Annotated in this window: 23 protein-coding genes; 11 read left to right on the top strand and 12 right to left on the bottom strand. The window is 75.1% G+C overall.

Annotation, left to right across the window (positions count from 1 at the left end; genetic code table 11):
• Nucleotides 1-10: 10 nt before the first annotated feature.
• From GCE86_RS32405 to GCE86_RS21810, 3 genes are read left to right on the top strand one after another with little or no spacing between them, the layout of a single operon-like run.
• On the top strand, nt 11-1,135 hold the full coding sequence (locus tag GCE86_RS32405) for an MmpS family transport accessory protein (protein ID WP_154228678.1): 1,125 nt from the start codon (nt 11-13) through the stop codon (nt 1,133-1,135).
• Nucleotides 1,136-1,191: 56 nt separating this feature from the next.
• On the top strand, nt 1,192-2,379 hold the full coding sequence (locus GCE86_RS21805; RefSeq protein WP_154228679.1) for a pyridoxal phosphate-dependent aminotransferase: 1,188 nt from the start codon (nt 1,192-1,194) through the stop codon (nt 2,377-2,379).
• Nucleotides 2,376-3,485, top strand: a complete 1,110-nt coding sequence (locus GCE86_RS21810) for a threonine aldolase family protein (RefSeq protein WP_154228680.1) — start codon at nt 2,376-2,378, stop codon at nt 3,483-3,485. Before GCE86_RS21805 ends, GCE86_RS21810 begins: the two co-directional genes overlap by 4 nt.
• 99 nt (nt 3,486-3,584) lie before the next feature.
• On the opposite strand, the gene GCE86_RS21815 is transcribed toward GCE86_RS21810, so the two are convergent.
• Nucleotides 3,585-4,190 carry a PadR family transcriptional regulator gene (locus GCE86_RS21815; RefSeq protein WP_154228681.1) on the bottom strand — a complete coding sequence of 202 codons (606 nt, stop codon included), beginning with the start codon at nt 4,188-4,190 and terminating at the stop codon, nt 3,585-3,587.
• Between the two features lie 70 nt (nt 4,191-4,260).
• On the opposite strand from GCE86_RS21815, the gene GCE86_RS21820 reads away from it, so the two are divergent.
• The 3 genes from GCE86_RS21820 to GCE86_RS21830 are packed head-to-tail and all read left to right on the top strand — an operon-like array spanning nt 4,261 to nt 8,198.
• Nucleotides 4,261-4,599: a hypothetical protein gene (locus GCE86_RS21820; RefSeq protein WP_154228682.1), complete on the top strand. Its 339-nt coding sequence runs from the start codon at nt 4,261-4,263 to the stop codon at nt 4,597-4,599.
• Nucleotides 4,600-4,601: 2 nt separating this feature from the next.
• Entirely contained in the window at nt 4,602-5,348 is a 747-nt protein-coding gene (locus tag GCE86_RS21825; RefSeq protein ID WP_154228683.1) for an ABC transporter ATP-binding protein, read from the top strand.
• Nucleotides 5,349-5,369: 21 nt separating this feature from the next.
• The gene (locus GCE86_RS21830; RefSeq protein WP_154228684.1) at nt 5,370-8,198 is read left to right on the top strand and encodes an FtsX-like permease family protein; all 2,829 of its coding nucleotides are present in this window, start codon (nt 5,370-5,372) and stop codon (nt 8,196-8,198) included.
• Between the two features lie 55 nt (nt 8,199-8,253).
• On the opposite strand, the gene glmM is transcribed toward GCE86_RS21830, so the two are convergent.
• From glmM to GCE86_RS21865, 7 genes are all read right to left on the bottom strand, one after another.
• Complete coding sequence (gene glmM, locus GCE86_RS21835) at nt 8,254-9,609, bottom strand: phosphoglucosamine mutase (protein ID WP_154228685.1); 1,356 nt, start codon at nt 9,607-9,609, stop codon at nt 8,254-8,256.
• A gap of 116 nt (nt 9,610-9,725) precedes the next feature.
• Complete coding sequence (gene rpsI / locus GCE86_RS21840) at nt 9,726-10,190, bottom strand: 30S ribosomal protein S9 (RefSeq protein ID WP_088991922.1); 465 nt, start codon at nt 10,188-10,190, stop codon at nt 9,726-9,728.
• A gap of 20 nt (nt 10,191-10,210) precedes the next feature.
• Nucleotides 10,211-10,654 (bottom strand): 50S ribosomal protein L13, encoded by a 444-nt coding sequence (gene rplM / locus GCE86_RS21845; RefSeq protein WP_091262713.1) that lies wholly within the window; start codon nt 10,652-10,654, stop codon nt 10,211-10,213.
• 191 nt (nt 10,655-10,845) lie between these two features.
• Nucleotides 10,846-12,219 (bottom strand): MFS transporter, encoded by a 1,374-nt coding sequence (locus tag GCE86_RS21850; protein ID WP_154228686.1) that lies wholly within the window; start codon nt 12,217-12,219, stop codon nt 10,846-10,848.
• A gap of 122 nt (nt 12,220-12,341) precedes the next feature.
• Nucleotides 12,342-12,635 (bottom strand): type II toxin-antitoxin system PemK/MazF family toxin, encoded by a 294-nt coding sequence (locus GCE86_RS21855; RefSeq protein WP_091262715.1) that lies wholly within the window; start codon nt 12,633-12,635, stop codon nt 12,342-12,344.
• Nucleotides 12,625-12,885, bottom strand: coding sequence for a DUF6364 family protein (locus GCE86_RS21860; protein ID WP_154228687.1), 261 nt, complete (start codon nt 12,883-12,885; stop codon nt 12,625-12,627). Before GCE86_RS21860 ends, GCE86_RS21855 begins: the two co-directional genes overlap by 11 nt.
• A gap of 78 nt (nt 12,886-12,963) precedes the next feature.
• Nucleotides 12,964-13,659, bottom strand: coding sequence for a class I SAM-dependent methyltransferase (locus GCE86_RS21865; protein WP_154228688.1), 696 nt, complete (start codon nt 13,657-13,659; stop codon nt 12,964-12,966).
• Nucleotides 13,660-13,807: 148 nt separating this feature from the next.
• On the opposite strand from GCE86_RS21865, the gene GCE86_RS21870 reads away from it, so the two are divergent.
• From GCE86_RS21870 to GCE86_RS21890, 5 genes are read left to right on the top strand one after another with little or no spacing between them, the layout of a single operon-like run.
• Nucleotides 13,808-15,916: a molybdopterin oxidoreductase family protein gene (locus tag GCE86_RS21870; RefSeq protein WP_154228689.1), complete on the top strand. Its 2,109-nt coding sequence runs from the start codon at nt 13,808-13,810 to the stop codon at nt 15,914-15,916.
• Nucleotides 15,913-17,382, top strand: coding sequence for an FAD-dependent oxidoreductase (locus GCE86_RS21875; RefSeq protein WP_154228690.1), 1,470 nt, complete (start codon nt 15,913-15,915; stop codon nt 17,380-17,382). The genes GCE86_RS21870 and GCE86_RS21875 overlap by 4 nt, the downstream gene beginning before the upstream one ends.
• Entirely contained in the window at nt 17,379-19,883 is a 2,505-nt protein-coding gene (gene nirB, locus GCE86_RS21880) for a nitrite reductase large subunit NirB (protein ID WP_154228691.1), read from the top strand. Before GCE86_RS21875 ends, nirB begins: the two co-directional genes overlap by 4 nt.
• Nucleotides 19,880-20,218 (top strand): nitrite reductase small subunit NirD, encoded by a 339-nt coding sequence (gene nirD / locus GCE86_RS21885; protein WP_154228692.1) that lies wholly within the window; start codon nt 19,880-19,882, stop codon nt 20,216-20,218. Before nirB ends, nirD begins: the two co-directional genes overlap by 4 nt.
• Entirely contained in the window at nt 20,218-21,306 is a 1,089-nt protein-coding gene (locus GCE86_RS21890) for a uroporphyrinogen-III synthase (RefSeq protein ID WP_154228693.1), read from the top strand. Before nirD ends, GCE86_RS21890 begins: the two co-directional genes overlap by 1 nt.
• Before the next feature lie 21 nt (nt 21,307-21,327).
• Here the strand turns inward: GCE86_RS21890 and GCE86_RS21895 are convergent, their stop codons facing one another.
• The 4 genes from GCE86_RS21895 to GCE86_RS21910 all read right to left on the bottom strand — a co-directional run bounded on the left by GCE86_RS21895 (nt 21,328) and on the right by GCE86_RS21910 (nt 25,827).
• Entirely contained in the window at nt 21,328-21,945 is a 618-nt protein-coding gene (locus tag GCE86_RS21895; protein ID WP_154228694.1) for a GTP-binding protein, read from the bottom strand.
• Nucleotides 21,926-22,288 (bottom strand): DUF742 domain-containing protein, encoded by a 363-nt coding sequence (locus GCE86_RS21900; protein WP_091262733.1) that lies wholly within the window; start codon nt 22,286-22,288, stop codon nt 21,926-21,928. Before GCE86_RS21900 ends, GCE86_RS21895 begins: the two co-directional genes overlap by 20 nt.
• 66 nt (nt 22,289-22,354) lie before the next feature.
• Entirely contained in the window at nt 22,355-22,762 is a 408-nt protein-coding gene (locus tag GCE86_RS21905; RefSeq protein ID WP_154228695.1) for a roadblock/LC7 domain-containing protein, read from the bottom strand.
• Nucleotides 22,759-25,827, bottom strand: a complete 3,069-nt coding sequence (locus GCE86_RS21910; RefSeq protein ID WP_154228696.1) for a sensor histidine kinase — start codon at nt 25,825-25,827, stop codon at nt 22,759-22,761. Before GCE86_RS21910 ends, GCE86_RS21905 begins: the two co-directional genes overlap by 4 nt.
• Nucleotides 25,828-26,104: the final 277 nt, after the last annotated feature.

Here is a 26,104-nt window from a genome sequence, read left to right on the forward strand (position 1 = left end):
AGCTGAACCGATGTCCGAGCCGACCCCCACCCCCGAACCGGCGAACAGCGGCGGCCCGAGCGACCCGACGGCTCCGCAACCCACCACCTGGACCCCGCCGGACCCGCTCGCCGCCCCGCAGCCCTGGGCGCCGCCGGCGCCGTGGGCCCCCACGTCCGGGACCCCGGACCCGTGGGCGGCCCCGGCCGGCTCCTCCGCGCCGGGCGCCACGGAAACGCCGCCGCTTGCCGCCCCGGACGAAACGCCGGGCACCTGGCCCCCGCCGCCCCGATCCCCCGCGCCGGGCCCCACCGGGTCGCCGGCCCCGTCCAGGGCGGGCGCGGACCCGACGGCAGCCCCGGGCCCGACCGGCTGGACGGCCCCGGGCCCGACCGGCTGGTCGGCGCCGGAAGCAGCGCCGGGCCCGACCGGGTGGACGGCCCCGGGCCCGACCGGCTGGTCGGCGCCGGGAGCAGCGCCGGGTCCGGCCGGCTGGGGTGACCCGGGTGCTCCGCCGCACGCCCCGAACACCCCGGGCGGCGTGCCCGCGCCACCCTGGCCGGGCGGCGCCCCCGGACCGGGTTGGCCTCCGGCCGGCTACCCGCCGCCGTACGCGTACCCCGGGCCGGCCGCGCCGCGCCGCTCGGCGGGCGGGCGGGTCGTGGCCGTCGTGGTGACCGTGGTCATCGCCCTGGTGCTCGCCGTCTGCGGGTGCGTCGGCTTCGGCGTCCTGGGCAGCTTCGTCGACGGCTCGGGCTCCTCCGGGCAGCCGTACGACGACCCCGAGTTCGGCGGGCCCGGCTTCGGCGAGCCGGACGGCGGCGTCGCCGAGGAAACCACGGAGCCCACCCGGCCGGCCCCCGCCACCACCCCGTCCGGCGGGCGGGGCCGGTTCGCCGTGACCTACGAGGTCACCGGAACGGGAGCGGCGAACATCCAGTTCTACGACGCCGACGGCGAGTTCCTCCAGTTCGACCGGGTGCAGCCACCGTGGCGGCTGACGCTCACCGCCGACAACCGGGAACGGGTGCAGATCGTCGCCCTGGCCCAGAACCAACAGAAGGACGGGGTGAGCTGCCGGATCACCATCGACGGGAAGGTGGTCTCCCGGGATTCGAGCGCGACGGGAGGGGTCGCCACCTGCTTCGGCTGGTGACGAGGGCGGGAGGCGCTGGTCTTGCGGCGTCGGTGCCGGGCCGTAGGCTGGCCGGCGTGACGACGACCGATCCGCTGGTGGCCCGGATGCGGCCGTTCGGCACCACGATCTTCGCCGAGATGTCCGCGCTGGCCGTGCGCACCGGCGCGGTCAACCTCGGGCAGGGCTTCCCCGACACGGACGGGCCGCCGGAGATGCTCGCGGCGGCCGCCGAGGCGCTGCGCTCCGGCCACAACCAGTACCCGCCGGGCCCGGGCATCCCGGCGCTGCGCGCGGCCGTGGCGGCACACCAGCGCCGGTTCTGGGGCCTGGAGTACGACCCGGACGGCGAGATCGTGGTGACCGCGGGCGCCACCGAGGCGATCGCGGCGAGCATCCTCGCCCTCTGCGAGCCGGGTGACGAGGTGGTGTGCTTCGAGCCCTACTACGACTCGTACGCGGCCTCGATCGCCCTGGCCGGCGCGGTCCGCCGCCCGGTGACGCTGCGTCCCGGCGCCGACGGCCGGTACGCCGTCGACCCGGCGGAGCTGCGCGCGGCGTTCGGGCCGCGCACCCGGCTGGTGCTGCTGAACACGCCGCACAACCCGACCGGCAAGGTGTTCACGGCCGACGAGCTGGCCCTGGTCGCCGAGCTGTGCCAGGAACACGGCGCGTACGCGGTCACCGACGAGGTCTACGAGCACCTGGTCTTCACCGACGCGGCCGCCCCGCACCTGCCGCTGGCGACGCTCCCCGGCATGCGGGAGCGGACCCTGCGCATCTCCTCGGCGGGCAAGACGTTCTCCTGCACCGGCTGGAAGGTCGGCTGGGTGAGCGGCCCAGCGCCGCTGGTCGCCGCCGTGCTGCGGGTGAAGCAGTTCCTCACCTTCGTCAACGCCGGGCCGCTGCAACCGGCCGTGGCGGTGGCGCTCGGCCTGCCGGACGCGTACTTCGCCGACTTCCGGGACGGCATGCAGCGGCGGCGGGACCAGCTCGTCGCCGGGCTCACCGACGCCGGGTTCGGAGTGCTCGCACCGGAGGGGACGTACTTCGTCACCGCCGACGTCACGCCGCTGGGCGGGCGCGACGGGGTGGAGTTCTGCCGCGCGCTGCCCGAACGCTGCGGCGTGGTGGCGGTGCCGACCCAGGTGTTCTACGACGACGTGGCGGCGGGCCGGCGGCTGGTCCGGTTCGCGTTCTGCAAGCGGCCCGAGGTGCTCACCGAGGCGGTCACCCGGCTGCGGCGCCTGAAGGAGGACGCATGACCGACGCGTACGCCGACCGGATGCGCCGGCTCGCCGCCCAGCGTGACTGCGACACGGTGCTCTCCGGCGTCCGGCCGGCCACGGTGCGGGAGCAGCTCGCGACGCTCGGGGCGGCCGTCGGCGACGACCTGCTGCCCGACTTCTACGGCGAGGGCGGGGCGGTGGAGCAGCTCGAACGGCGGGTCGCCGAGCTGCTCGGCGTGGAGGCGGCGGCCCTCTTCCCCACCGGCACCATGGCCCAGCAGGTCGCGATGCGGCACGGCGCCGAGCTGACCGGCAGGGACGCCGTCGGCCTGCACCCGCTCAGCCACCCGCTGCTGCACGAGCGCGACGCGTACGCGGTGCTCGGCGGGCTGCGGGCGGTGCGGACCACCGCGGCGCCGCGCAACCCGACGGCCGAGGAGGTGGCCGCGCTCGACGAGCCGATCGGCACGCTCTTCCTGGAGCTGCCGCTGCGCGACGCCGGGTTCGTCCTGCCGACCTGGGACGAGCTGGTGGCGGTGGTCGGCGCGGCCCGGGAGCGGGGTGCCCGGGTGCACCTGGACGGGGCCCGGCTGTGGGAGTCGACCGTCCACCTGGGGCGCTCGGCGGCCGAGATCGCGGCCCTCGCCGACAGCACGTACGTCTCGTTCTACAAGTCCCTGGGCGGCCACTCCGGCGCGGCCCTGGCCGGCGACGCCGAGCTGGTCCGGTACGCCCGCGCTTGGCGGCACCGCTACGGGGGCACCCTGTTCCAGCAGTGGCCGGCCGCCCTCGCCGCACTCGCCGGCCTGGAGCGGGAGCTAGCCCGGCTGCCCGGTTACGTGGCGCACGCGAAGGTGGTGGCCGAGGCGCTGGCCACCCTGCCGGGCGCCCGGGTCCACCCGGCGCCTCCGCACACCCACCAGTTCCGGCTCTGGCTGCCGCATTCGGCCGAGGCGCTGGACGCGGCCAACCTCGCGCTCGCCGAGGAGGAGAAGGCGTGGTTCGCCGGCGGCTGGCGGGACACCGAGGTGCCCGGCCTGGCGCTGACCGAGGTGACCGTGGCCGGCCCCGCGCTGGAGCTGGGCTCCGACCAGATCCTCGACCTGGCCGACCGGTTCCTGCGCCGCGTGGCGTCCCGCTGACCCCCGCCTGACGCTCCGCCGTCCCTGGCGCATCCGAAGGCGGCCAGCCCAGGGAACGGGCCGGCACCACGCGCGTCGGGGGGCGTCCCCCCGCAGCGGTCAGCCCGCGGAACGGGCCGGGCCGGTGCCCGCTGCCGGCGTCGCCGGGCCCGGCCGGTCCGCCGCCAGGGCCCGGAGCACCGCGCCCCCGCCGGCGAGCAGCGCCGACTCGGCGTCGTCGACGAAGGCGAGATCGGCCTCGACGTGCCGGGCGGCGGCGGAGAGCAGCAGCCGGACCACCGGGTCCTCGGAGCGGCGGCGCAACCCGTCGAGGTTGCGCAACTCCCGCATGAGGTGGCCGCGCTGGTTGGTCAGCACGGTGCGGACGGTGGGGGCCTCGCCGGACCGGGCGGCGGCGGTCACCTTCAGGAAGAAGTCGTCCCGGAAGCCGCCGCTGCGCGGGCTGGGTTCGGCGAGCCAGCGATCGAGCTCGGCCCGGCCGGCCTCGGTGATCTCGTAGACCACCCGGTCCGGCTTCACCGGCTGGGCGTGCCGCTCGGCGACCACCAGGTCGTCCCGGGAGAGCCGGTCGAGGATCTGGTAGAGGTGCCCGATGTTGAGCGGGCCCCACTGGGGGCCGACCGCCGCCTCAAAGGCGCCCTTGAGCTCGTAGCCGTAGCTGGGGCCGCGGGCGAGCAGGGCCAGGACCGCGTGCTGGATCGCCACCGTCTCCTCCGATCCGGTTCCGGACAGGCACCCGTGCGGGGCCTTGCATTGTCACAATGTATCGCGCACAGTGTGGTCAGCACACGGGGAGGCGCGACATGTTCCACGTCATCTGGGGGCAGCTTCGTGGCCGTGCGGGCCGGTCGGTGGCGCTGCTGGTCGGCGTGCTGGTGGCGACACCGGTTTCGTCGTCCGGACCGGTGCCACCACCACCTCCCAGCTGGCGGTCACCGGCGCCGGCCTCGGGCTCGGCGGAGCGGCCTGGCTGGTCGGCGACGTGCCGGCCGCGCTGGTGGCCGTGGCCGCCGCCGTGGCGCTGGCCGGGCTGCTCGTCACCTGCCTGGCGGCGCTCGTCCCGGCCGCGCTGATGCGCCGCCTTCCCACCGCACGACTGCTGGCAGAGGAGTGACCATGGACCCGACGACGGGCAGCAGGGTACGCATCGCCGGGCTGGTCCGGCAGTTCCGCAGCGGGGCCGAGCGGCTCACCGCCGTCGACGACGTGTCGCTGGAGATCGCCGCGGGATCGGTGGTGGCACTGACCGGGCCGAGCGGCTCCGGCAAGTCCACGCTGCTGCACCTGATCGGCGCGATCGAGCAGGCGGACCGGGGCACGGTGACGGTCGACGACGTGGAGGTCACCGCGCTGCGCCGCACCGCTCTGGCCCGGTACCGCCAGCGGGTCGGCTTCGTCTTCCAGCGCTACCACCTGCTGCCCGCGCTGAGCGTGCTGGACAACGTGATCGCACCGGTGCTGCCCCGGCGGGGGCGCGCCGACCACGCGGCCCGCGCCCGCGAACTGCTGGACGCCGTGGGGCTCGCCGGCCGGGAACGCGCCCTGCCCGCCCAGCTCTCCGGCGGCCAGCAGCAGCGGGTGGCCATCGCCCGGGCCCTCATGGGCGCGCCGCGGCTGCTGCTGGCCGACGAGCCCACCGGCAACCTCGACTCGACCACCGGCGCCCAGATCCTCGACCTCCTGCTCGACCTGCGCGACCGGCACGGCATGACGATCCTGCTCGCCACCCACGAACAGGCCGTCGCGGCCCGCTGTGACCGCCTGATCCGCCTCGGCGACGGCCGGATCGTCGAGGACCTCGACCTCACCGAGGGCGAAGACCCGGCCGACACCTATGACCGCGCCACCCGGCTGCGGCTCTGAGTCAGCACACGGAGGCGCGACATGTTCCACGTCATCTGGGGGCAGCTTCGTGGCCGGGCGGGACGGTCGGTGGCGCTGCTGGTCGGCGTACTGGTGGCGACCACCGGGTTCGTCGTCCTGACCGGGGCCACCACGACCTCCCGGCTGGACGTCACCGGCACCGTCGAGCGGAATACCGAGGCGGCGTACCAGATCCTGGTCCGTCCGGAGGGGACGCGGACCCCGCTGGAGGTCGAGCGGCGGCTGGTGCGGCCCAACTACCTCTCCGGCCTGTTCGGCGGCATCACCACCGCGCAGTACGAGCAGGTCAAGGCGGTGGACGGCGTCGACGTGGCCGCGCCCATCGCGATGCTGGGCCACTCCACCGCACCGGTGCCCATGTCGTTCGACGTCACCGACGCCGTCGACCGGAGCCTGGACCGGCAGGTGATCCGCGTCGACCCCACCTTCGTCGCCGAGCGCGGCCTCTCCACCGCGCCGGCCAAGCCACGCTACGTGTACGTGACGAAGCACCGCCTCATCTACCCCCGCTACGACGGCGACCTGTCCGAGCAGGCGACGCCGTACACCGACGGCCGGACGTACACGTGGGACCACCTGTGCGGGCCCGTCCCGCGGGAGGTGCTCCCGAGCGGGGAGAGCCGCCCGATCTGCGATCCGATGTTCGGCGGCCTGCAGGGCAGCCCCGCCACCCTCTCGGAGCGGCAGGTGTGGAGCCTGGACTCGGTGCGGCTGCTGCCGGACGGCCGGTTCGAGAGGGCCGACGGCCTGCTCACGCCGGACACCGCTCCCACGACCAGCGACCGCCTTGCGCTCACCTACCAGCTGACCGTGCCGCTGCTGATCGCCGCCGTCGACCCCGTCGCCGAGAACCGGCTCGTGGGGCTGGACTCCGCGGTGGTCAGCGGGCGATCGGTCCGGGCCGACGACCCGGTGACCGAGCGCCGCGGGGGCACCCTGCTCACCCGTACCGCGCCGGCGCTCGTCACCAACCGTCCCTTCTTCGACAGCACCGTGCGCGCCCGGTTCACCCGGCTGCCCACGGCCCGGCCGGCCACCGTGCCGCCGATCGAACTCGAGCAGACCCTGCGCCGCGCCACCGGGATCCCGGCCGGCTCCGCCGAGGTCGACGCGGACGCCGCCTACCGCGCCCAGCTGACGAACGGGATCGCCGGGGACGCCTGCTGCCGCGGCCAGCTCCAGCGGGTCATCCAGGCGGGACCGGTCACCTACCGGGAGCTGCCGGACGGCACCCTGCGGGCCGACGCGGTGCCGCCCGCGGACCCCGCCGTGTACGGCAACCAGTCCACCTACAACTTCCTGCCCCGGCCCTGGCTGGCCGAGGACACCGGTTCGCGGCCGATCCGGGCCGTCGCCGGGAAGGAGGGTGGCGCGGCCACGCAGTACCACCAGTGGCAGGCCGTCGGCGTGTTCGACCCGGAGAAGCTGGCCGGCTTCGGCGACGCGGGCACGGTCCCGCTGGAGACGTACGAGGCGCCGCGCGCCGCCGGCGCGGACGACCGCAGCCGTACCGCGCTCGGCGGCCGGCCCCTGGAGCCGAGCGGCAACCCGGCCGGCTACCTCTCGGTGCCGCCGCTGGTGCTCACCAACCTCGCCAGCGTGCCGAAGCTGCTGGAGGGCAGCAACAGCCCGCAACGCAGCGCGCCGATCAGCGCGATCCGGGTCCGGGTCGCCGGTGTGGACGGATACAGCGAGCACGCCGCGGAGCGGGTCCGGCTGATCGCCGAGCAGATCAACCGGGCGACCGGCCTGGACGTCGACATCACGCTGGGCTCGTCCGCCGCCCCGCGGACCGTGGAACTGCCGGGCGGCGCGTTCGGCCGCCCCGACCTGCGGCTGACCGAGAACTGGTCGGCGCTGGGTGTGGCCTCCACCATCGTCCAGGCGGTCGACCGTAAGAGCGCCGTGCTGTTCCTGCTGGTGCTGGTGGTCTGCGTGCTCTTCCTCGGCAACGCCGTCTCCGCCGCCGTCCGGGACCGCCGCTCCGAACTGGCGGTCCTGGCCTGCCTCGGGTGGCCGGCCCGCCGGATCGGGGCGCTCGTACTCGGCGAGGTCGCCCTGCTCGGCCTCGGCGCCGGGCTGCTGTCGCTGGGGCTCGCCGTACCGCTCGGCGCCGCCCTCGGCATCGCCGTCGACTGGCGGCGGGCGTCGCTCGCCGTACCGGTGGCGCTGCTGCTCGCGCTGGCCGCCGGACTGGTGCCCGCAATGCGGGCGGCGCGCGCCCACCCGGCCGCGGCGCTCCGCCCGCAGGTCGCCACCGCCCGTTGGATACGCCGGCCCCGTACCCTGTTCGGGCTGGCCCTGGCCAACCTGGTCCGCACCCCGGGGCGGACCCTGCTCGGTGCCGGCGCCCTGGCCATCGGCGTGGCGGCGCTGACCCTGGTGGCCGCCGTCGGGTACGCGTTCCGGGGCGCGATCGTCGGGACCCTGCTCGGTGACACGGTCGCGCTGAGCGTGCGCGGCGCCGACGCGCTGGCCGCCGGCGCGACCGTGCTGCTCGGCGCCGCCGCGGTCGCGGACGTGCTCTACCTCAACATCCGGGACCGGGCGGCCGAGCTGGCGACCCTGCGCGCGACCGGCTGGACCGATCTCGCGCTCGGACGGCTGGTCGGTTACGAAGGGCTGCTGCTCGGCGGGCTCGGCGCGCTCGCCGGCGCCGGGCTGGGCACGGGCGGGGCGGCGTGGCTGGTCGGGGACGTCCCGGGCGCGCTGGTGCTGGTCGCCGCGGTGACGGCGGCGGGCGGCGTGCTGCTCACGGCCGGCGCGGCGCTGGCGCCGGCCGCGCTGCTGCGCCGGCTACCCACCGCACGGCTGCTGGCCGAGGAGTGACCAGGGAGGGCCGCGGCGCTGGCGACACCCGCCAGCGCCGCGGCCGGCCGATCGGTCAGGCGACCGGGCTGGCGCTGCGGACGTGCTCGGCGATGCGCTCGGCCACCGAGCGGGCGGTCGCCTCGGTGGCGGCCTCGACCATGACCCGCACCAGCGGCTCGGTGCCCGACGGGCGGAGCAGCACGCGGCCGGTCTCGCCCAGTTCGGCCTCGGCCCGCTCCACCTCGGCGCGGACGGCCGGCGCGGCGGCACCGACGGTGCGGTCGCCGACCGGCACGTTGATGAGCACCTGGGGCAGCTTGGTGACCACGCCGGCCAGGTCGGCGAGGGACTTGCCGGTGGCGGCCATCCGCGACATGAGGTGCAGGCCCGTGAGCACGCCGTCGCCGGTGGTCGCGTACGCCGGCATCACGATGTGTCCACTCTGCTCGCCGCCGAGCGCCAGACCGGAGGCGCGCAGCTCCTCCAGCACGTACCGGTCGCCGACCTTGGTCTCGACGAGCCGGATGCCCTGCGCGGACATGGCCAGCCGGAGGCCGAGGTTGCTCATGACGGTGGCGACCAGGGTGTCCTGGGTCAGCTCGCCGGCCTCCCGCATGGCCAGGGCGAGGATCGCCATGACCTGGTCGCCGTCGACCTCCTCGCCGTCGGCGGTGACCGCGACGCAGCGGTCGGCGTCGCCGTCGTGGGCGATGCCCAGGTGCGCGCCGTGCTCGACCACGGCGGCGCGCAGGGCGTCGATGTGGTTGGAGCCGCAGTCGTCGTTGATGTTCAGGCCGTCCGGCTCGGCGCAGATGGCGATCACCTCGGCGCCGGCCTCCCGGTACGCCACCGGGGCGACGTCGGCGGCCGCGCCGTTGGCGCAGTCGACCACGACCTTGATGCCCTCCAGCCGGTGCGGCACGGTGCCGACCAGGTGCTGGACGTAGTGGTCGGCGCCGTCGAGCAGGTCGTGCACCCGGCCGACCCCGGCGCCGATCGGGCGCTCCCAGGCGGTGGTGGCGTTCGCCTCGACGGCGGCCTCGATCTGCATCTCGATCTCGTCGGGCAGCTTGTGCCCGCCGGCGGCGAAGAGCTTGATGCCGTTGTCCGGCATCGGGTTGTGCGAGGCGGAGAGCATGACGCCCAGGTCGGCCTTGGCCTCGGCGGTCAGGAACGCCACCGCGGGGGTGGGCAGCACGCCGACCCGCACCACGTTGGCGCCGGCGCTGGTCAGCCCGGCGACCACGGCGGCCTCCAGCATCTCGCCGCTGGCCCGGGTGTCCCGGCCCACCACGGCGAGCGGCGGATGGCTCTTGTCGGTCTCGGCCAGCGTGTGGGCGGCGGCCACCGCCACCGCGAGCGCCAACTCCGGGGTGAGATCCGCGTTCGCCCGCCCGCGTACGCCGTCCGTGCCGAACAACCGGCCCATACCCGCCAACCTCCGATGAAACTGCCGTTGAGAGGAGAAAGCGGAACGGCCGGGCCACCTCCCGGAGTGGGAGGCGGACCCGGCCGTCCGTCAGAAGTACAAGGCGCTGCTGGTGATCAGCGCTTCGAGTACTGGGGAGCCTTACGGGCCTTCTTGAGGCCGTACTTCTTGCTCTCCTTGACCCGGGCGTCACGGGTCAGGAAGCCGGCCTTCTTGAGGGCCGGGCGGTCGTCGGGCTCGCTGACGATCAGCGCCCGGGCGATGGCGAGCCGCAGTGCGCCGGCCTGGCCGGTGGTGCCGCCGCCCCGCAGGTTGGCGATCACGTCGAACGCCTCGGGCTTCTCGGCGGTGACCAGCGGGTCCTTGATGAGCTGCTGGTGCACCTTGCTCGGGAAGTAGGCCTCGAGGTCGCGGCCGTTGCAGGTGATCTTGCCGCTGCCCGGGACGATGCGGACCCGGACGATGGCTTCCTTGCGCCGACCCACGGTCTGGATCGGGCGGTCGCCACGAGGCGCGCGCGCGACGGGCGCCGGCGCCTCGGTGGCCTCGGGGGCGACCTCGGTGGCGGTGATGTCGGTCATGCTGCTTCCTTCGCCCGCGCTCACTGCGCGATCTGCTTGATCTCGAACGGCACCGGCTGCTGCGCGCCGTGCGGGTGCTCGGCACCGGCGTAGACCTTCAGCTTCTTGAGAATCTGACGGCCCAGCTTGTTGTGCGGAAGCATGCCCTTCACGGCCAGCTCGATGGCCCGCTCGGGCCGCTTGGTCAGCAGCTCGTCGTAGCCGACCTGCTTCAGACCACCCGGGTAGCCGGAGTGGCGGTAAGCGATCTTGGTCTGCCGCTTGTTGCCGGTCAGCGCGACCTTGCCCGCGTTCACGATGACGACGAAGTCGCCCGTGTCGACGTGCGGCGCGAAAGTCGGCTTGTGCTTGCCACGCAGCAGCGTGGCGGCGTGGGTCGCGAGGCGGCCCAGCACGACATCAGAGGCGTCGATGACGTGCCACTGACGCTCGATCTCACCCGGCTTCGGGCTGTACGTACGCACAGGTCTACCTTGTCTCGTCGTCGGTCTGGGGTCGCGCGCCGAGGTGACCAGGCGCGCACGAACGACCAAGCGTACCTGATGCGGCACGCCTAAGAATGTCGTACAACAGCAGGCAACGATACCCGGCCGCACGGCGGCAGGTCAAAACGGGGTGTCACCCCGCGTGGCCTGCGCCTTTCCCATGGCGGAGGTCACACACCGACCAGCTTACGCGGCCCCCGCCGCAGGTACACCGCCCAGGTCACCAGGAAACAGAGCGCGTACCAGGCGATGAAGGCCAGGTAGGCGGCGTCGGCGGTGCCGGAGGCCAGGAACGACTGCCGGAACGCCACGTTCACCAGCACGCCCCCCGACGCGCCCACCGCCCCGGCGATGCCGATGAGCGCCCCGCAGCGCCGCCGAGCCCGCCGCTCGGCCGCCTCCCGGTCGCCGGCCAGCTCCGCCTCGGCGGCGGCCCGGGCCCGGAAGATCGCCGGGATCATCTTGTACGTCGAGCCGTTGCCGATCCCGGAGAAGACGAAGAGCGCCAGGAACCCGGCCAGGTAGAGCGGGAAGGACCGGTCCCGGGCGGCGTACAGCACCAGCCCCGCGCCGGCGGCCATCGCCACGAAGTTCCAGAAGGTGACCCGAGCCCCGCCGAGCCGGTCGGCGAGCTGGCCGCCGAACGGCCGGACCAGGGACCCGATCAGCGGCCCCAGGAAGGTCAGCCAGGCGGCGTCGACCGGGGTGGGGAACCGGTCGTGGAACTGGAGCTGGAGCACCTGGCCGAAGGCGAAGCCGAAGCCGATGAACGAGCCGAACGTGCCGACGTAGAGCAGGGACATCACCCAGGTGTGCGGGTCCCGGGCCGCCGCACGCAGCGCGCCGGGCTCGTTGCGCGCCCCGGGGAGGTTGTCCAGCCCCCGCGCCGCGGCCAGCGCCGCGAGCACGATCAGCGGCAGGTAGACCGCCGGCACCAGCCGGGGGTACGCGGCCCCGGCGGTGGCCAGCACCGCCAGCCCGACGAGCTGCACGGCCGGCACGCCGAGGTTGCCGCCGCCGGCGTTGAGCCCGAGCGCGCGGCCCTTGAGCCGCTCGGGGAAGAACAGGTTGATGTTCGCCATGGAGGAGGCGAAGTTGCCGCCGCCCACGCCGGTCAGGCAGGCCAGCACCATGAGCGTGGCGTACGACACGCCGGGCTCGATCAGCACCGCCATGGGCACGGCCGGCACCAGCAGGAGCAGCGCGCTCACGACCGTCCAGTTCCGCCCGCCGAACCGGGCCACCGCCAGCGTGTACGGCAGCCGCAGCACCGCGCCCAGCGCCGCCGGCACGGCGGTGAGCAGGAACTTGCCGGCCGGGTCGATGCCGTATTCGGGGCCCAGGAAGAGCACCATGACCGACCAGAGGCTCCACACGGAGAAGCCCACGTGCTCGGCGAAGATCGAGACGTACAGGTTGCGGCGGGCGACCGGCGCGCCGGTCGTGGCCCAGAACCGCGGGTCCTCGGGGCGCCATTCGGCGATCCGTCCCGGGCGGCCGGTCTCGGCCGGGGCCAGGGTGCCGGGGGAAGCAAGCGTGCTCACGGCGACTCCTCCTCGTCGGTGACGAGGGGGACGCTAGGAACGGGCGGTTTCCCGGCCGTCGCCGCCCGGGGTCGGCGGCGATACGGGGACCGCACGTCCGGCGCCGGGCGGCGGTGAGGCGCTCAGATCTCCTGGAGGATCCGCAGCGCGCGGCCGACCCGCTGCATTGTCTCGGTGTCGGCCACGTCGACGCACTCGGTGAACCACTTCTTCATGGGCGAGGAGAGCCGGTCGGGCATCACCACGTAGGTGCCCATCGGCACGGCCAGGGGCGAGTCGCGGAGCAGCGACTCCTCGACCACCTCGACCACGATCACGATCGGCACGGCGGTGGAGTTGTAGACGTCGGAGCTGATGACCAGGCCGAGCCGTTCCCGGGCGCCGGAGATGCGCCAGACCTCTCCCCTACGCAGCACTCGTGCGCCCGCCGCCGAACAGCGCGTCGTCGACCAGCGCGGCCTCCCGGGCGTCGGCCAGCGCGGCGGACTCCAGGTCCAGGCCGGCGCGGGCGACCGCCTCGGCGTGCGCGGTGAAGACCTCGCGCAGCGCCTTCTCCCGCGCGGCCTGGTCCATCCAGGCGGAGAGGGAGAGCCCTTCCCGCTTGGCGAACCGGCGCGCCTCCTCGATCGTCTCGTCGGAGAACGACAGTGTCACCTTGGCGGTCATGCCCGACAGATTACCCACTGGTATGACCGCCAGTCATCCCCGCTCGCACCGGTCGCCGAACCGGACAGCCGGGCACGCTCAGGGACGCCGCCCCCCGAACACCGCGAACCGCCACTCCTTGAAGAAGCAGTCCACGTCGGCCAGGCCGGCCTCGCTGAGCCAGCGGCACTGGTCGGCCACCGGCGCGGGCCGGTCGTGCCGCATCCGCTCCCGGGCTCCGGCGATCTCCGCGGCGTCCGAGCCCAGCTCCGTGATCCGGGCCGTCCAGACCTCGTCGTAGCGCCGGTCGAGGGCCGGCGTCGGCCCGGCCACCTGCTCGGCGTTGACGAAGACGCCGCCCGGCGCCAGCGCCTCGGCCACCCGGCGGTAGAGCGCCCGCTTGCCGTCGTCGTCCAGGTGGTGGATGGCGAGCGCGGAGACCACCGCGTCGTAGCGGCCGGCGGGCAGCGGATCGGCCAGGTCGGCGAGCACGGTGCGGTGCGGCACCTCCCGGGCGGCCAGGTGACCGGTGGCCACCGCGAGCATGCCGGGCGCGCCGTCGACCAGGGTCAGCCGGACCCCGGGGACCGCCGCGGCCAGCAGCAGGGAGAGCAGCCCGGTGCCCGCGCCCAGGTCCAGCACCTCGGGGGTACGCCCCGCGGCGAGCGCCGCCCGCAGCGGGGGCGCGGCCACCTCGACGGCCGTGCCGTAGAAGGCGTCGAAGCAGGGCACCAGCCGGCGCCGGGCCGCGTCGTAGCTGCCCGCCACCGCGTCGAACGCGTCCGCCACACCCATCGCACGCCTCCCAATATCCGAGATATGTGTCCCACATTCTAAGCCCTGCCGACCGGCCCGTCACTCCCGTGCGGTGTGAGGTGCTCTTGACAGGACCGAAACAGAAGGGACCCGGACCGGAAACCGCCCCCGGGCACGCTTTTCCGGCATGACAGACGGTGCACGGCTGGCGACGCAACCGGGGGCCCGGCCCCGGGAGGCGGCCACGCACTGCCCGTACTGCGCCCTCCAGTGCGGCATGGTGCTCCGCGAGAACGGGGCACGCGTCGAGGTCGCGGCCCGGGACTTCCCCACCAACCGCGGCGGCCTCTGCCAGAAGGGCTGGACCGCCGCCGACCTGCTCGACCACCCGGACCGGCTGACCACCCCGCTGCTGCGCGACCGGCCCGGCGGTGAGCTGCGCCCGGCGGGCTGGGACGAGGCGCTCGACCGGGTCGCCGGCGGGCTGCGGGCGATCCAGGAGCGGCACGGGCGGGACGCCGTCGCGGTCTTCGGCGGCGGCGGGCTGACCAACGAGAAGGCGTACGCGCTCGGCAAGTTCGCCCGGGTGGCGCTGGGCACCCGGCACATCGACTACAACGGACGCTGGTGCATGTCCTCCGCGGCGGCGGCCGGGCTGCGCGCCTTCGGCGTCGACCGGGGACTCCCCTTCCCCCTGGCCGACCTGGGCCGGGCCGACACCCTGCTGCTGGTCGGCGCGAACCCCGCCGAGACCATGCCGCCGCTCATGCGCCACCTGGCCGACCAGCGCGAGCGGGGCGGCCGGCTCATCGTCGTCGACCCCCGGCTCACCGCCACCGCCCGCCAGGCCGACCTGCACCTGCAACCGCTGCCCGGCACCGACCTGGCGGTGGCGAACGCGCTCCTGCACATCGCACTCACCGAGGGCTGGCTCGACCGGGCGTACGTGGCCGACCGGACCACCGGCTTCGACGAGGTACGGCGGACCGTGGCGGGCTGCTGGCCGGCCGAGGCGGAACGGCTCTCCGGAGTGCCGGTGGCCGACCTGGAGGCCACCGCCCGGGCTCTGGCCACCGTGGACCGCGCGGTCATCCTCACCGCACGCGGCGCCGAGCAGCACGCCAAGGGCGTCGACACGGTGACCGCGTTCATCAACCTGGCGCTCGCGCTGGGCCTGCCCGGCCGCCCCGGCTCCGGTTACGGCTGCCTCACCGGCCAGGGCAACGGGCAGGGCGGCCGGGAGCACGGGCAGAAGGCCGACCAGCTCCCCGGCTACCGGCGGATCGACGACCCCGCGGCCCGCGCGCACGTGGCCGGGGTCTGGGGCGTGGACCCCACGACGCTGCCCGGACCCGGCGTACCGGCCTATCAGCTCCTCGACTCGCTCGGCACCGCGCACGGCCCCCGGGCCCTGCTGGTCTTCGGCTCGAACCCGGTGGTGTCGGCGCCCCGCGCGGCCCGGGTCGAGTCCCGGCTGCGCGACCTGGACCTGCTGGTGGTGGCCGACTTCCTTCGCTCCGAAACCGCCGAACTCGCCGACGTGGTGCTGCCCGTCGCCCAGTGGGCCGAGGAGGACGGCACCATGACCAACCTGGAGGGCCGGGTGCTGCGCCGCCGGGCGCTGCGTCAACCACCCCCCGGCGTCCGCACCGACCTGGCCGTCCTGGCCGGGCTGGCGGCCCGCCTCGACGCGCCCGGCGCGTTCCCCACCGACCCGGCGGCGGTCTTCGCCGAGCTGCGCCGGGCCTCGGCCGGCGGCCCGGCCGACTACGCCGGGGTCAGCTGGGACCGGATCGACGCCGGCAGCGGCGTCTTCTGGCCCTGCCCGGACGCGGACGGGCCGGACACCCCGCGCCTCTTCGCCGACCGGTTCCCCACCCCGGACGGCCGGGCCCGGTTCCGCGCCGTGACCCACCGGCCGGCCGCCGAGCCGGTCTGCGCCGACTACCCGCTGCACTTCACCACCGGCCGGGTGCTCGCCCACTACCAGTCCGGCACACAGACCCGGCGGGTCGCCGCGCTGCGCCGGGCCGCCCCCGGCGGCTTCGTCGAGCTGCACCCCGACCTGGCCGGCCGGCTCGGGGTGGCCGAGGGCGAGGAGGTCCGGGTGGTCTCGCGCCGGGGCGAGCTGCGCGCGCCGGCCCGGCTCAGCCCGGCGATCCGGCCGGACACCGTCTTCGCACCGTTCCACTGGGCCGGCGTGGCGCGGGCCAACTCGGTGACCAACGACGCCGTCGACCCGGTCTCCGGGATGCCGGAGTTCAAGATCTGCGCCGTCCGGGTGGAGAAGGCATGACCGAGCGCATCGTGATCGTGGGATACGGCATGGCGGGCGCCCGCCTCGCCGCCGAGCTGCACGCCCGGGGCGGGGACCGGAAGGTGACCGTGCTCGGGGCGGAGCCGCACCGGGCGTACAACCGGATCCTGCTCTCCACCCTGCTCGCCGGGAAGATCGGCGAGCCGGACGTCGAGCTGGTCGAGGTCGCCGGGCAGGGCGCGGACGTCCGCACCGGCACCGCGGTCACCGCGGTCGACCGGGCCGCCCGGGAGGTACGCACCGCCGACGGTGACCGGCACGGCTACGACCACCTGGTCCTGGCCACCGGCAGCCGGGCCCTGGTGCCGCCGCTGCCCGGGCTCGACCCGCTGCCCGACCGGGTGGTCCCGTTCCGCACCCTGGACGACTGCCGGCGGATCCTCGCCGCGGCCCGGGGCGCCCGCCGGGCGCTGGTGCTCGGCGGCGGGCTGCTCGGGCTGGAGGCGGCCCGCGGGCTCGCCGCCCGGGGCCTCGACGTGACCGTGGTCCACCCGGTCGGGCACCTCATGGAACGGCAGCTCGACGAGCCGGCCGGGGCGGTCCTCGCCGGCACCCTCGCCGGGCTCGGGGTACGCACCCGGCTGGGCGTCCCGGCGACCGGGGTGGCCGCCGACGCCGACGGGATCCGCCTCGACCTCGGCGACGGCGGCTCGCTCGCGGCCGACCTGCTGGTCCTCTCCTGCGGCGTACGCCCGGACACCGCGCTGGCGGCCACGGCGGGGCTGGCCGTGGACCGGGGCGTGCTGGTGGACGACCGGATGCGCACGAGCGACCGGCGGATCTCGGCCATCGGCGACTGCGCCCAGCACGACGGCACGCTGACCGGGCTGGTCGCCCCGGCGTGGGCGCAGGCCCGGGTGGTGGCCGAGGTGCTGACCGGCGACGATCCGCTGGTCCGCTACCGGCCCCGGCCGGTGGTCACCCGGCTCAAGGCGGCCGGGATCGACCTGGCCGCCATGGGCGACGCGTCCGGTGCGCCGGACGGGGGCGGGCCGGTCGAGGAGCTGACCTTCGCCGACCCGGCCCGGGGCACGTACGCCCGGCTGCGAATCCGCGACGAGCGGCTGACCGGCGCGATCCTGCTCGGCGACAACCCGGCGGTCGGCACCGTGGTGCAGCTCTTCGACCGGGGTGCGCCGGTGCCGGCGGACCGGCGCTCGCTGCTGCTCGGGCGGGCGTTCGGCGCCGCACCGGCCGCACCCGCCGCGTCCCCGGCGCTCATGCCGGACGCGGCCACGGTGTGCCAGTGCAACGACGTGAGCAAGGGCGCGCTGGTGGCGTGCTGGCGCGCCGGCGCCCGGACCGTCGCGGCGCTGTCCGGGGCCACCCGGGCGGCCACCGGCTGCGGCGGCTGCCGGGACGCGGTTGCCGGCATCGCGGGCTGGCTCGCCGAGGTGGATCCGGTGGCAGGTGACGGGATGGACCGTGTGGAGGTGACGCGATGAGCGGCGGCAGGCTGGTGGTCGTCGGCAACGGCATGGTCGGGCAGCGCTTCGTGGAGGCGTTGCGGGCCCGGGACCAGGAGCGGCGCTGGCGGGTCACGGTGCTCGGCGAGGAGCGGCGACCGGCGTACGACCGGGTGCGGCTCTCCGCCTTCTTCGACGGGGTGAGCGCCGACGAGTTGAACCTGCACACCCCCGACGACGGGGTGGACCTGCGGCTGGGCGAGCCGGCGCTGGCCGTCGACCGGGTGCGGCGGGTCGTGCGGAGCGCGCGCGGCGAGCACCCGTACGACGCGCTGGTGCTGGCCACCGGCTCGTCGGCGTTCGTGCCCCCGGTCGACGGCACGGGCCTGCCGGGCGTCTTCGTCTACCGGACCCTGGACGACCTGGCGGCGATCCGGGCGTACGCGGCGGGCCGGCGCACCGGTGCGGTGATCGGGGGCGGGCTGCTCGGCCTGGAGGCGGCCAACGCGCTGCGCCTGCTGGGCCTGGTCACCAGCGTGGTCGAGTTCGCGCCGCGGCTCATGCCGGTGCAGGTGGACGAGGCGGGTGGGGCGATGCTCCGCCGTTACGTCGAGGAGCTGGGCGTCACGACGTACCTCGGGGTGGCCACGACCGCGCTGCGCCCCGGCCCGGACGGGGCGGTCGGCGCGCTGGAACTCGCCGACGGGCGCACGGTCGGGGCGGACCTGGTGGTGGTGGCCGCCGGGATCCGGCCCCGGGACGAGCTGGCCCGGGCGGCCGGGCTGCCGCTCGGCCCGCGCGGCGGGGTGCTGGTCGACGCGGGCTGCCGGACGGCGGACGAGCGGATCTGGGCGGTCGGCGAGTGCGCCGCCGTGGAGGGCACCTGTCACGGGCTGGTCGCCCCCGGCTACGCGACCGCCGAGGTGGTCGCCGACCGGCTGCTCGGTGGGGCGGCCACCTTCCCGGGCGCGGACACCGCCACCAAGCTCAAGCTGCTCGGGGTGGACGTGGCGTCGTTCGGCGACGCGCACGGCGTCACCCCGGGCTGCCTCGACGTCACCTTCACCGACCCGGCCACCCGCGCGTACGCGAAGCTGGTCCTCTCCGACGACGCGACGACGCTGCTCGGCGGCGTGCTGGTGGGCGACGCGAGCGCGTACCCGACGTTGCGGGCGAGTGTCGGCGGGCCGCTGCCCGCTCCCCCGCTGGCGCTGCTGGCCCCGGCGGGCGGCGCGGGCGCCGGGGCGCTGCCGGCCGCCGCGCAGGTCTGCTCCTGCAACGCGGTGACCCGGGCCGACCTGGACGCGGCCATCGCGGGCGGGGCGACCGACGTGCCGGCGCTCAAGGCGTGCACCCGGGCCGGGACGAGCTGCGGCTCCTGCGTGCCGATGCTCAAGCAGCTCCTCGACGCGGCCGGGGTGGCGCAGTCCCGGGCGCTCTGCGAGCACTTTGACACCGGCCGGCAGGAGCTGTTCGACATCGTCCGGGTCCGGGGCATCCGGACCTTCTCCCAGCTCATCGCCGAACACGGGCGCGGGCGGGGCTGCGACATCTGCAAGCCGGTGGTCGCGTCGATCCTCGCCTCGCTGGGCACCGGGCACGTGCTCGACGGCGAGCAGGCGTCCCTTCAGGACACCAACGACCACTTCCTGGCCAACCTGCAACGCGACGGCAGCTACTCGGTCGTGCCGCGGATACCGGGCGGTGAGATCACCCCGGAGAAGCTCATCGTGATCGGTGAGGTGGCCCGGGACTTCCGGCTCTACACCAAGATCACCGGCGGTCAGCGGATCGACCTGTTCGGCGCCCGGGTCGAGCAGCTCCCGCAGATCTGGCGCCGGCTGGTGGACGCGGGCTTCGAGTCCGGCCACGCGTACGGCAAGGCGCTGCGCACGGTGAAGTCCTGCGTCGGCGAGACCTGGTGCCGGTACGGGGTGCAGGACTCGGTGGGGCTGGCCGTCGCGCTGGAACTGCGGTACCGGGGGCTGCGCGCACCGCACAAGCTGAAGTCGGCGGTCTCCGGCTGCGCCCGCGAGTGCGCCGAGGCCCGGAGCAAGGACTTCGGCGTCATCGCCACCGAGACCGGATGGAACCTCTACGTCGGCGGCAACGGCGGCTTCCGGCCCCGCCACGCCGACCTGTTCGCCACCGACCTGTCGACGGAGGCGCTGATCCAGCTGATCGACCGCTTCCTGATCTACTACATCCGCACGGCCGACCGGTTGCAGCGCACCGCCGCCTGGATCGAGGCGATGGACGGTGGGCTCGACCACCTCCGGTCCGTACTCGTGGACGACTCGCTGGGGCTCTGCGCCGACCTCGACGCGGCCATGGCCCGGCACGTCGCCGGCTACTCCGACGAGTGGCGGGACGTGCTGGAGGACCCGGAGCGGCTGCGCCGCTTCACCTCCTTCGTCAACGCCCCCGACGTGCCCGACCCGTCCATCACCTTCGCCGTCGAGCGCGGCCAGCCGGTGCCCAGCCGGGGTGCCGACGGCCGGCGGCCGGTCGCGCTGGGCCTTCCGGGGGTACGGCGATGAGGACGCTGGACTGGACGGCGGTCTGCCCGCTGGACCGCCTCGACCCGGACCGGGGCGTGGCCGCCCTGGTCGACGGGGTGCAGGTGGCTCTCTTCCGCACCGGCGACGAGCTGTACGCGGTCGACAACCTCGACCCGGTCGGCGGCGCGCAGGTGATGTCCCGGGGCATCGTGGGCAGCCGCGGCGGCCTGCCGACCCTCGCCTCCCCGCTGCACAAGCAGGTCTACGACCTGACCACCGGGCGGTGCCTGGACCTCCCGGGCGTGGCGCTGCGGCGGCACGAGGTGCGCTGCCGGGACGGCCTCGTCGAGGTGCGGTTGCGACAGGAGGAGTGATGCGCGAGGAACTGGCGGGCTTCACCATCGGGGTCACGGCGGACCGGCGGCGCGACGAGCTGGCCGCGCTGCTCCAGCGCCGTGGTGCGCGGGTGGTGCTCGCCCCGGCGCTGCGGATCGTGCCGCTGGCCGACGACACCGACCTGCGCGAGGCCACCCGGGCCTGCCTGGAGCGCCCGCCGGACGTGCTCATGGCCAACACCGGGATCGGGATGCGCGGCTGGCTGGAGGCGGCCGAGGGCTGGGGGCTGGCGGAGCCGCTGCGCGGCGTGCTCGCCCGGTCGTACGTGGTGGCGCGCGGCCCCAAGGCGACCGGGGCGATCCGGGCGGCCGGCCTGCGGGAGCACTGGTCCCCCGCCTCGGAGAGCTGCGACGAGGTGGTCGAGCACCTGGTCCGCCGCGGGGTGGCCGGCCAGGTCATCGCGCTGCAACTGCACGGCGAGCGGCAACCGGAGTGCACCGAGGCGCTGGAGGCGGCCGGGGCCACCGTCATCGAGGTGCCGGTCTACCGCTGGGCGCCGCCCACCGACCCGGCGCCGCTGCACCGGCTCATCGACCTCGTCGCCGGGCGGATGGTCGACGCCGTCACGTTCACCTCCGCCCCGGCGGCCGAGGCGCTGCTGCGGGCGGCCGGTGACCGCACCGAGACGGTGCTGGCGGCGCTGCGCGGGGACGTGCTGGCCGGCTGCGTCGGCGCGGTGACCGCCGAGCCCCTGGTGCGGCGCGGGGTGCCGGTGAGCGCCCCGAACCGGGCCCGGCTGGGCGCCCTGGTCCGGACGATCGTCGACGAGCTGCCCCGCCGGACGGTGACCGTGAAGGCGGGCGGGCACCTGCTGACCCTGCGCGGCCACGCCGCGGTGGTGGACGGTGAGCTGCGCCCGCTCGCGCCGGCCCCCATGGCGGTGCTGCGGGCGCTCGCGGCCGCACCGGGGAAGGTGCTGTCCCGGACGGCCCTGCTGCGTACCCTGCCCCGGGGCGCGGACGAGCACGCGGTGGAGATGGCGGTCGCCCGCCTGCGGGTCGGGCTCGACGCCCCCCGCGTGGTGCAGACCGTGGTCAAGCGCGGCTACCGGCTGCGGGTCGACTGACCCGCCACCGGCCCGGGGGACTCAGCCGACCGGGGTCGCGAAGCCGTGCTCGGCCTGGAGGCGGAGCATGGCGTGCTCGACCACGGTCACCAGCACCTGCTTGACCGAGTCGCGCCGCCGCGCGTCGCACATCACGAGCGGCACGTCCGGCGAGATCGCGAGTGCCTCGCGGACCTCCTCCAGCTCGTACTGCGGCGCGTCGTCGAACCGGTTCAGCGCCACCACGTACGGCAGGTTGCGGTTCTCGAAGTAGTCCAGCGGCGCGAAGGCGTCGGTGATCCGGCGGGTGTCCACCAGCACGGCCGCCCCCACCGCGCCCCGGATGATCTCGTCCCACATGAACCAGAAGCGGGTCTGGCCCGGCGTGCCGAAGAGATAGAGGATCAGGTCCTCCGCCATGGTGATCCGGCCGAAGTCCATGGCGACCGTGGTGGTCTCCTTGCCGGGCACCTTCGACGGGTCGTCGATGCCGACGCCGGCCGCCGTCATCAGCGCCTCGGTGGTCAGCGGCTGGATCTCGGAGATCGCGCCGACCAGGGTGGTCTTGCCCACCCCGAAGCCGCCCGCGATGACGATCTTCGCGGAGATGATCTCCCGGCTGCGGTTCGCCCCCGCGGGGTCATAGTTCGCGAAGTCCACTTAGCACCCTTCCAAGCAGGTTCATCCGCGCCGCGAACCCTGTGGCGGGAGCGGCGGTGTGTAGCGTCAGCAGGCCCTCGGCCACCATGTCGGCGACCAGCACCCGGGTGACGCCCAGCGGCATCCGGGTGTAAGCGGCGATCTCCGCCAGCGACTGTGCCCGGCCCTCACAGACCGAGGCGATGCGGTATTTGTCGTGCCCGGCGAACCGCGCCTCGGCCGACTGGGTGGGCGTGCACGACAGCACCGCCTCTAGCGCGATGTTCTGCAACGGCTCGGTGCGGCCACGGGTGACCGCGTACGGCCGCACCAGCGCGCCACGCGGATCACGTCGTGGTTCCATCTCGCGATCACCTCCCCTCGTACGGAGCCCGCCGGGCTCCGGATCATCAGGTCACCGGGCGGCCGGTCAGGGCCGGACGGCGTCCCTCGGCAGCGGGACCAGCGCCTGGCCGACCCGCTCCACCAGCAGTGCCATCTCATAGCCCACCTGGCCGACGTCGCAGCTCCGCGCGGCCAGCACGGCCATCGACGAGCCGTCGCTGATCGACATGAGGAACAGGTAGCCGCTGTCCATCTCGATGACGGTCTGGAGCACCCCGCCGGCGCTGAACATCCGGGCGGCACCCTCGGTCAGGCTCACCACGCCGGAGGTGATGGCGGCGAGCTGGTCGGCCCGGTCCATCGGCAGGTCGCGGGAGGAGGCGAGCAGCAGCCCGTCCGCGGACACCGCCACCACGTGGGCGATGCCCGCCACGCTGTCGGCGAAGTTGGTGAGCAGCCAACCCATGTCCTGCATGGCCGCTGGCCTGTTCATCGGTTCGTCTCCTTGGTCGAGGTGCTGTTCAGGTCCGCGCCGGCCGTCCGACCCCGCTGCACACCGCGGTGGTAGGCCGACAGCAGGCCGCGTACTTCGTCCGGGGTGCGCCGGGCGGTGGCCCGGCCGCCCTTGGGCTCGATGCCGCCGGGCACGAGCTGGGCCTGCGGCACCCGCTTGGGCAGGCCGGAACGGGTGGTGCCGGCGTTGCTGGGCTCCGCGGCCCGGCTGGCCCGCGACCACCCCTCGTCGGCCGCCGTCCGCCAGGCCGCCGGGTCGATGGGCGGCGGTGTCGGGGCCGGCGGGGGTACGGCCGCGGCGGGCGGCGCGGTCGGGACCGCCGGCGGGGTGTACGGCGGCGGCGTGGACAGCCCCGCCGACTGGGCGCCCGGGGTGCGGGTCGGCAGCGGTGGCAGCGGCGACCCGGCGGGCTGGGCCGGCGCGGCGGGCTGCGCCACGGGTTGCGCCGGGGCGGCGGGTTGCGCGGACGCGACGGGCTGGGCCGCCTCGTCGTCGAACCGGGGGCGGGTGAAGATTGTGGTCTCGTCCTCGCCGTGCGAGCGGAACCAGACCGCCTCCATCTCCCGGAAGATCGGTGCCTCGGCGGGCCGGGCGGCCCGGGCCACCACCGGGGCCGCCGGGGCGGGCTCGACCGCCGGGGCGGCCGGCTGGTAGGCCGGCGGCGCCGCGGGGGCCACGGTGGCCGTCTCGCCGCCCGGCGTCCGGTGGGGCAGCGGGTCGAGGGCGGGGTGGGCGGCCGTCGACCCACCCGCCGACCACCCGGCGCCGGAGACCGGGGCGGGGGCGGCGGGGACGGGCGGCGCGGAGGCGACCGGCGCCGGAGCCGGCACGGTGGGCAGCGCGCCGGTGGCGCCCCCGAACTGCACGGGTGCGACGGTGTCGCGGGCCTCGGCCGGCGCCTGCCAGCGTGCGGGCGGCGGGGTGGCGCTGCTGCGCCACTGGTCGGCCAGAGTGGCCGTGCCGGCCCGGCCCGCACCGGCCAGCGCGTCGGCGGCACCGACCTGGCTGAGCGGGGACTGCTCGACGGCGAGCGGCTGGCGCGGGCGGGTCAGCGGGGCCTGGCCCCGGTTCGCCGGCAGCACCACGGTGGCGTTCGGCAGGGTGACCTGGGCGACGGTGCCGCCCTCGACGTTGCGGCGCAGCTCGACCCGGATCCCGTAGCGCGAGGCGAGCCGGCTGACCACGGCCAGGCCCATGAGCCGGAACGCGGCCACGTCGACCGTGGGCGGAGCGGCCAGCCGGCGGTTCAGCGAGTCGAGCTGTTCGTCGCTGAGCCCGAGGCCGCGGTCCTCGACCTGGATCAGCACGTAGTCGCGGATCCGGCGGCCGTCGGCCACCACGACGGTGTTCGGCGGCGAGAACCGGGTGGCGTTGTCGAGCAGCTCGGCGACGAGGCGGACCACGTCGTTGACGGCGTGCGCGGCCACCGAGATGTCGGTGTCCACCGTGCCGAACTCGATCCGGTTGTAGAGCTCCACCTCGGACTGGGCGGCGCGCAGCACGTCGACCAGGAGCGCGTCGTCACGGCGCGGCACGGCCGAGTCGGCGCCGGCCAGCACCAGCAGGTTCTCGTCGTTGCGGCGCATCCGGGTGGCCAGGTGGTCCAGCTCGAAGAGCTGGGCCAGCCGCTTCGGGTCCTCCTCGCTGCGCTCGATCGCGTCCAGCTCGCCGATCATCCGGTCGACCAGGCTCTGCGAGCGGCGGGCCAGGTTGAGGAACATCGCCGAGACGCTGGTCCGCAGCGCGGCCTGCTCGGCCGCCACCCGGACCGCCTCCCGGTGGACCACGTTGAAGGCCGACGCCACCTGGCCGACCTCGTCGCGGTTGGTCAGCTTGATCGGGTCCCGGACCTGCTGGACGATCTCGTCCACGCCGCCGTCGCCGATGGCGTTGACGTTCTGGAGCCGGCTCACGGCGTCGGGCAGGTCGTGGTTCGCCACGGCCAGCGCGCCCTCGCGCAGCCGGCGCAGCGAGTCGTTGAGCGAGCGGGCCAGCACCACGGCCAGCGTCACGGCGACGGCGAGGGTGAGCAGCACCAGCAGGCTCTCCACGACGGCCTGCCGGATGACGTCGCTGCGCACCGCGTCGACGTCGGCGAGCAGCTGGTCCTGGAGCTGGATCTCGGCCCACCGCATCAGGTCGCCGACCGCGCCGACGGCCGCGGCGGCCTCGTCCCGGGTGACCAGGGGGGCCTGCCCGACCGAGCGGGAGATGTCGTTGGCGACCCGGTCACCGAGCTGCACGGCGTCACCGGAGACGGTGCGGTCCACAAGGGATCGCTGGGCCGGCTCGGCCGACCGGGAGAAGGACAGCAGGGCCTCCTGCTGGCCGGTCAGGGTGGCCACGAACGAGGAGAACTGCTCCTCGTCGATCCGGCCGGTGGAGAGCGCGGTGTAGGCGACCGCCTCCTCCTCGGCGACCTCGGCCTTGGCGTGGGCGAACGCGGCCACCGCGCGGCGGGCGTCGGCCAGGCCCTCCGCGCCGGGCTGCTGGGCCAGCGTGTCGCCGTACGCGACGAGGTCGTCGAGGATGATTCCGTAGCGCAGGCTCGCCTCGGAGACCGGCATCTGCTGCCGGTCCAGCACCTCCTGGCGGGTGCCGTTGAGGGTCTCCAGGTGGTCGTCGATCACCTTGAGCCGGTCGCGCACCGAGGCCGGCACGTCGCCGAGCTTCCCCCGCTCGTCCCGGTAGGCCGCGATCCGCTCGTCGGTGCTGCGGACCCGCAGGTTGTAGGCGTCCGGCTTCTGGTTGGGCGCGACCAGGAAGGAGGCCGCGGCCATCCGCTCCTTGTGCAGGTCCTGGGTGAGTGCCGAGACGTCGATCGACAGGGCGGTAAGCGACCGCATCCGGTTGGCCTCGTACGCGCCCTCGCCCACCGAGACGAGTCGGATAGTTGCCAGTGCGATGACGGCCGCCACCGGAACGACGAGGATGAGGGCGAGCTTGGAACGGATCCGCGCGTCACGCAGCCGAGGCAGTCGCCGTCGCCGGTTCCGCTGATCGGCGTCGGGGCTCTCGGGCAGGGTCGTAGGTCCGGTGCTCACGACATCGCCTCCGTCGTTTCTTCCACGCTTGACCCGCCGACCCGTGCCTGGTGCAGCGGCCAGCGCCACGCGCGGCACGGCCGCGATTTCATCAGACGAGATCGGGTTTGGGAAGCGGCAGTGAGGCACGAAACGGTCGGGGCCGACGCACCCCGTGATCCGATCACCTAATACCTTCTTTTCTTCAGCCCCCTGAACAGGGCGTGTGACTCCAGAGTGGTCAGACGTATCTGTGCAGTAATTGTCGGTTAACGTTCTGTGTCCCCAACATGTGGGA

It is taken from the genome of Micromonospora terminaliae, from assembly GCF_009671205.1.
In the GTDB taxonomy this organism is placed as follows: Bacteria; Actinomycetota; Actinomycetes; order Mycobacteriales; family Micromonosporaceae; genus Micromonospora; species Micromonospora terminaliae.

What these genes read in the sequence shown, in the direction of transcription:
- GCE86_RS21810 (WP_154228680.1), top strand. Translation starts at nt 2,376, where the DNA reads ATGACCGACGCGTACGCCGACCGGATGCGCCGGCTCGCCGCCCAGCGT.
- nirD (WP_154228692.1), top strand. Translation starts at nt 19,880, where the DNA reads ATGAGGACGCTGGACTGGACGGCGGTCTGCCCGCTGGACCGCCTCGAC.
- glmM (WP_154228685.1), bottom strand. Translation starts at nt 9,609, where the DNA reads ATGGGCCGGTTGTTCGGCACGGACGGCGTACGCGGGCGGGCGAACGCG.
- GCE86_RS21875 (WP_154228690.1), top strand. Translation starts at nt 15,913, where the DNA reads ATGACCGAGCGCATCGTGATCGTGGGATACGGCATGGCGGGCGCCCGC.
- GCE86_RS21890 (WP_154228693.1), top strand. Translation starts at nt 20,218, where the DNA reads ATGCGCGAGGAACTGGCGGGCTTCACCATCGGGGTCACGGCGGACCGG.
- GCE86_RS21870 (WP_154228689.1), top strand. Translation starts at nt 13,808, where the DNA reads ATGACAGACGGTGCACGGCTGGCGACGCAACCGGGGGCCCGGCCCCGG.
- GCE86_RS21830 (WP_154228684.1), top strand. Translation starts at nt 5,370, where the DNA reads ATGTTCCACGTCATCTGGGGGCAGCTTCGTGGCCGGGCGGGACGGTCG.
- GCE86_RS21865 (WP_154228688.1), bottom strand. Translation starts at nt 13,659, where the DNA reads ATGGGTGTGGCGGACGCGTTCGACGCGGTGGCGGGCAGCTACGACGCG.
- GCE86_RS21905 (WP_154228695.1), bottom strand. Translation starts at nt 22,762, where the DNA reads ATGAACAGGCCAGCGGCCATGCAGGACATGGGTTGGCTGCTCACCAAC.
- GCE86_RS21825 (WP_154228683.1), top strand. Translation starts at nt 4,602, where the DNA reads ATGGACCCGACGACGGGCAGCAGGGTACGCATCGCCGGGCTGGTCCGG.
- GCE86_RS21860 (WP_154228687.1), bottom strand. Translation starts at nt 12,885, where the DNA reads ATGACCGCCAAGGTGACACTGTCGTTCTCCGACGAGACGATCGAGGAG.
- GCE86_RS32405 (WP_154228678.1), top strand. Translation starts at nt 11, where the DNA reads ATGTCCGAGCCGACCCCCACCCCCGAACCGGCGAACAGCGGCGGCCCG.
- rpsI (WP_088991922.1), bottom strand. Translation starts at nt 10,190, where the DNA reads ATGACCGACATCACCGCCACCGAGGTCGCCCCCGAGGCCACCGAGGCG.
- GCE86_RS21900 (WP_091262733.1), bottom strand. Translation starts at nt 22,288, where the DNA reads ATGGAACCACGACGTGATCCGCGTGGCGCGCTGGTGCGGCCGTACGCG.
- nirB (WP_154228691.1), top strand. Translation starts at nt 17,379, where the DNA reads ATGAGCGGCGGCAGGCTGGTGGTCGTCGGCAACGGCATGGTCGGGCAG.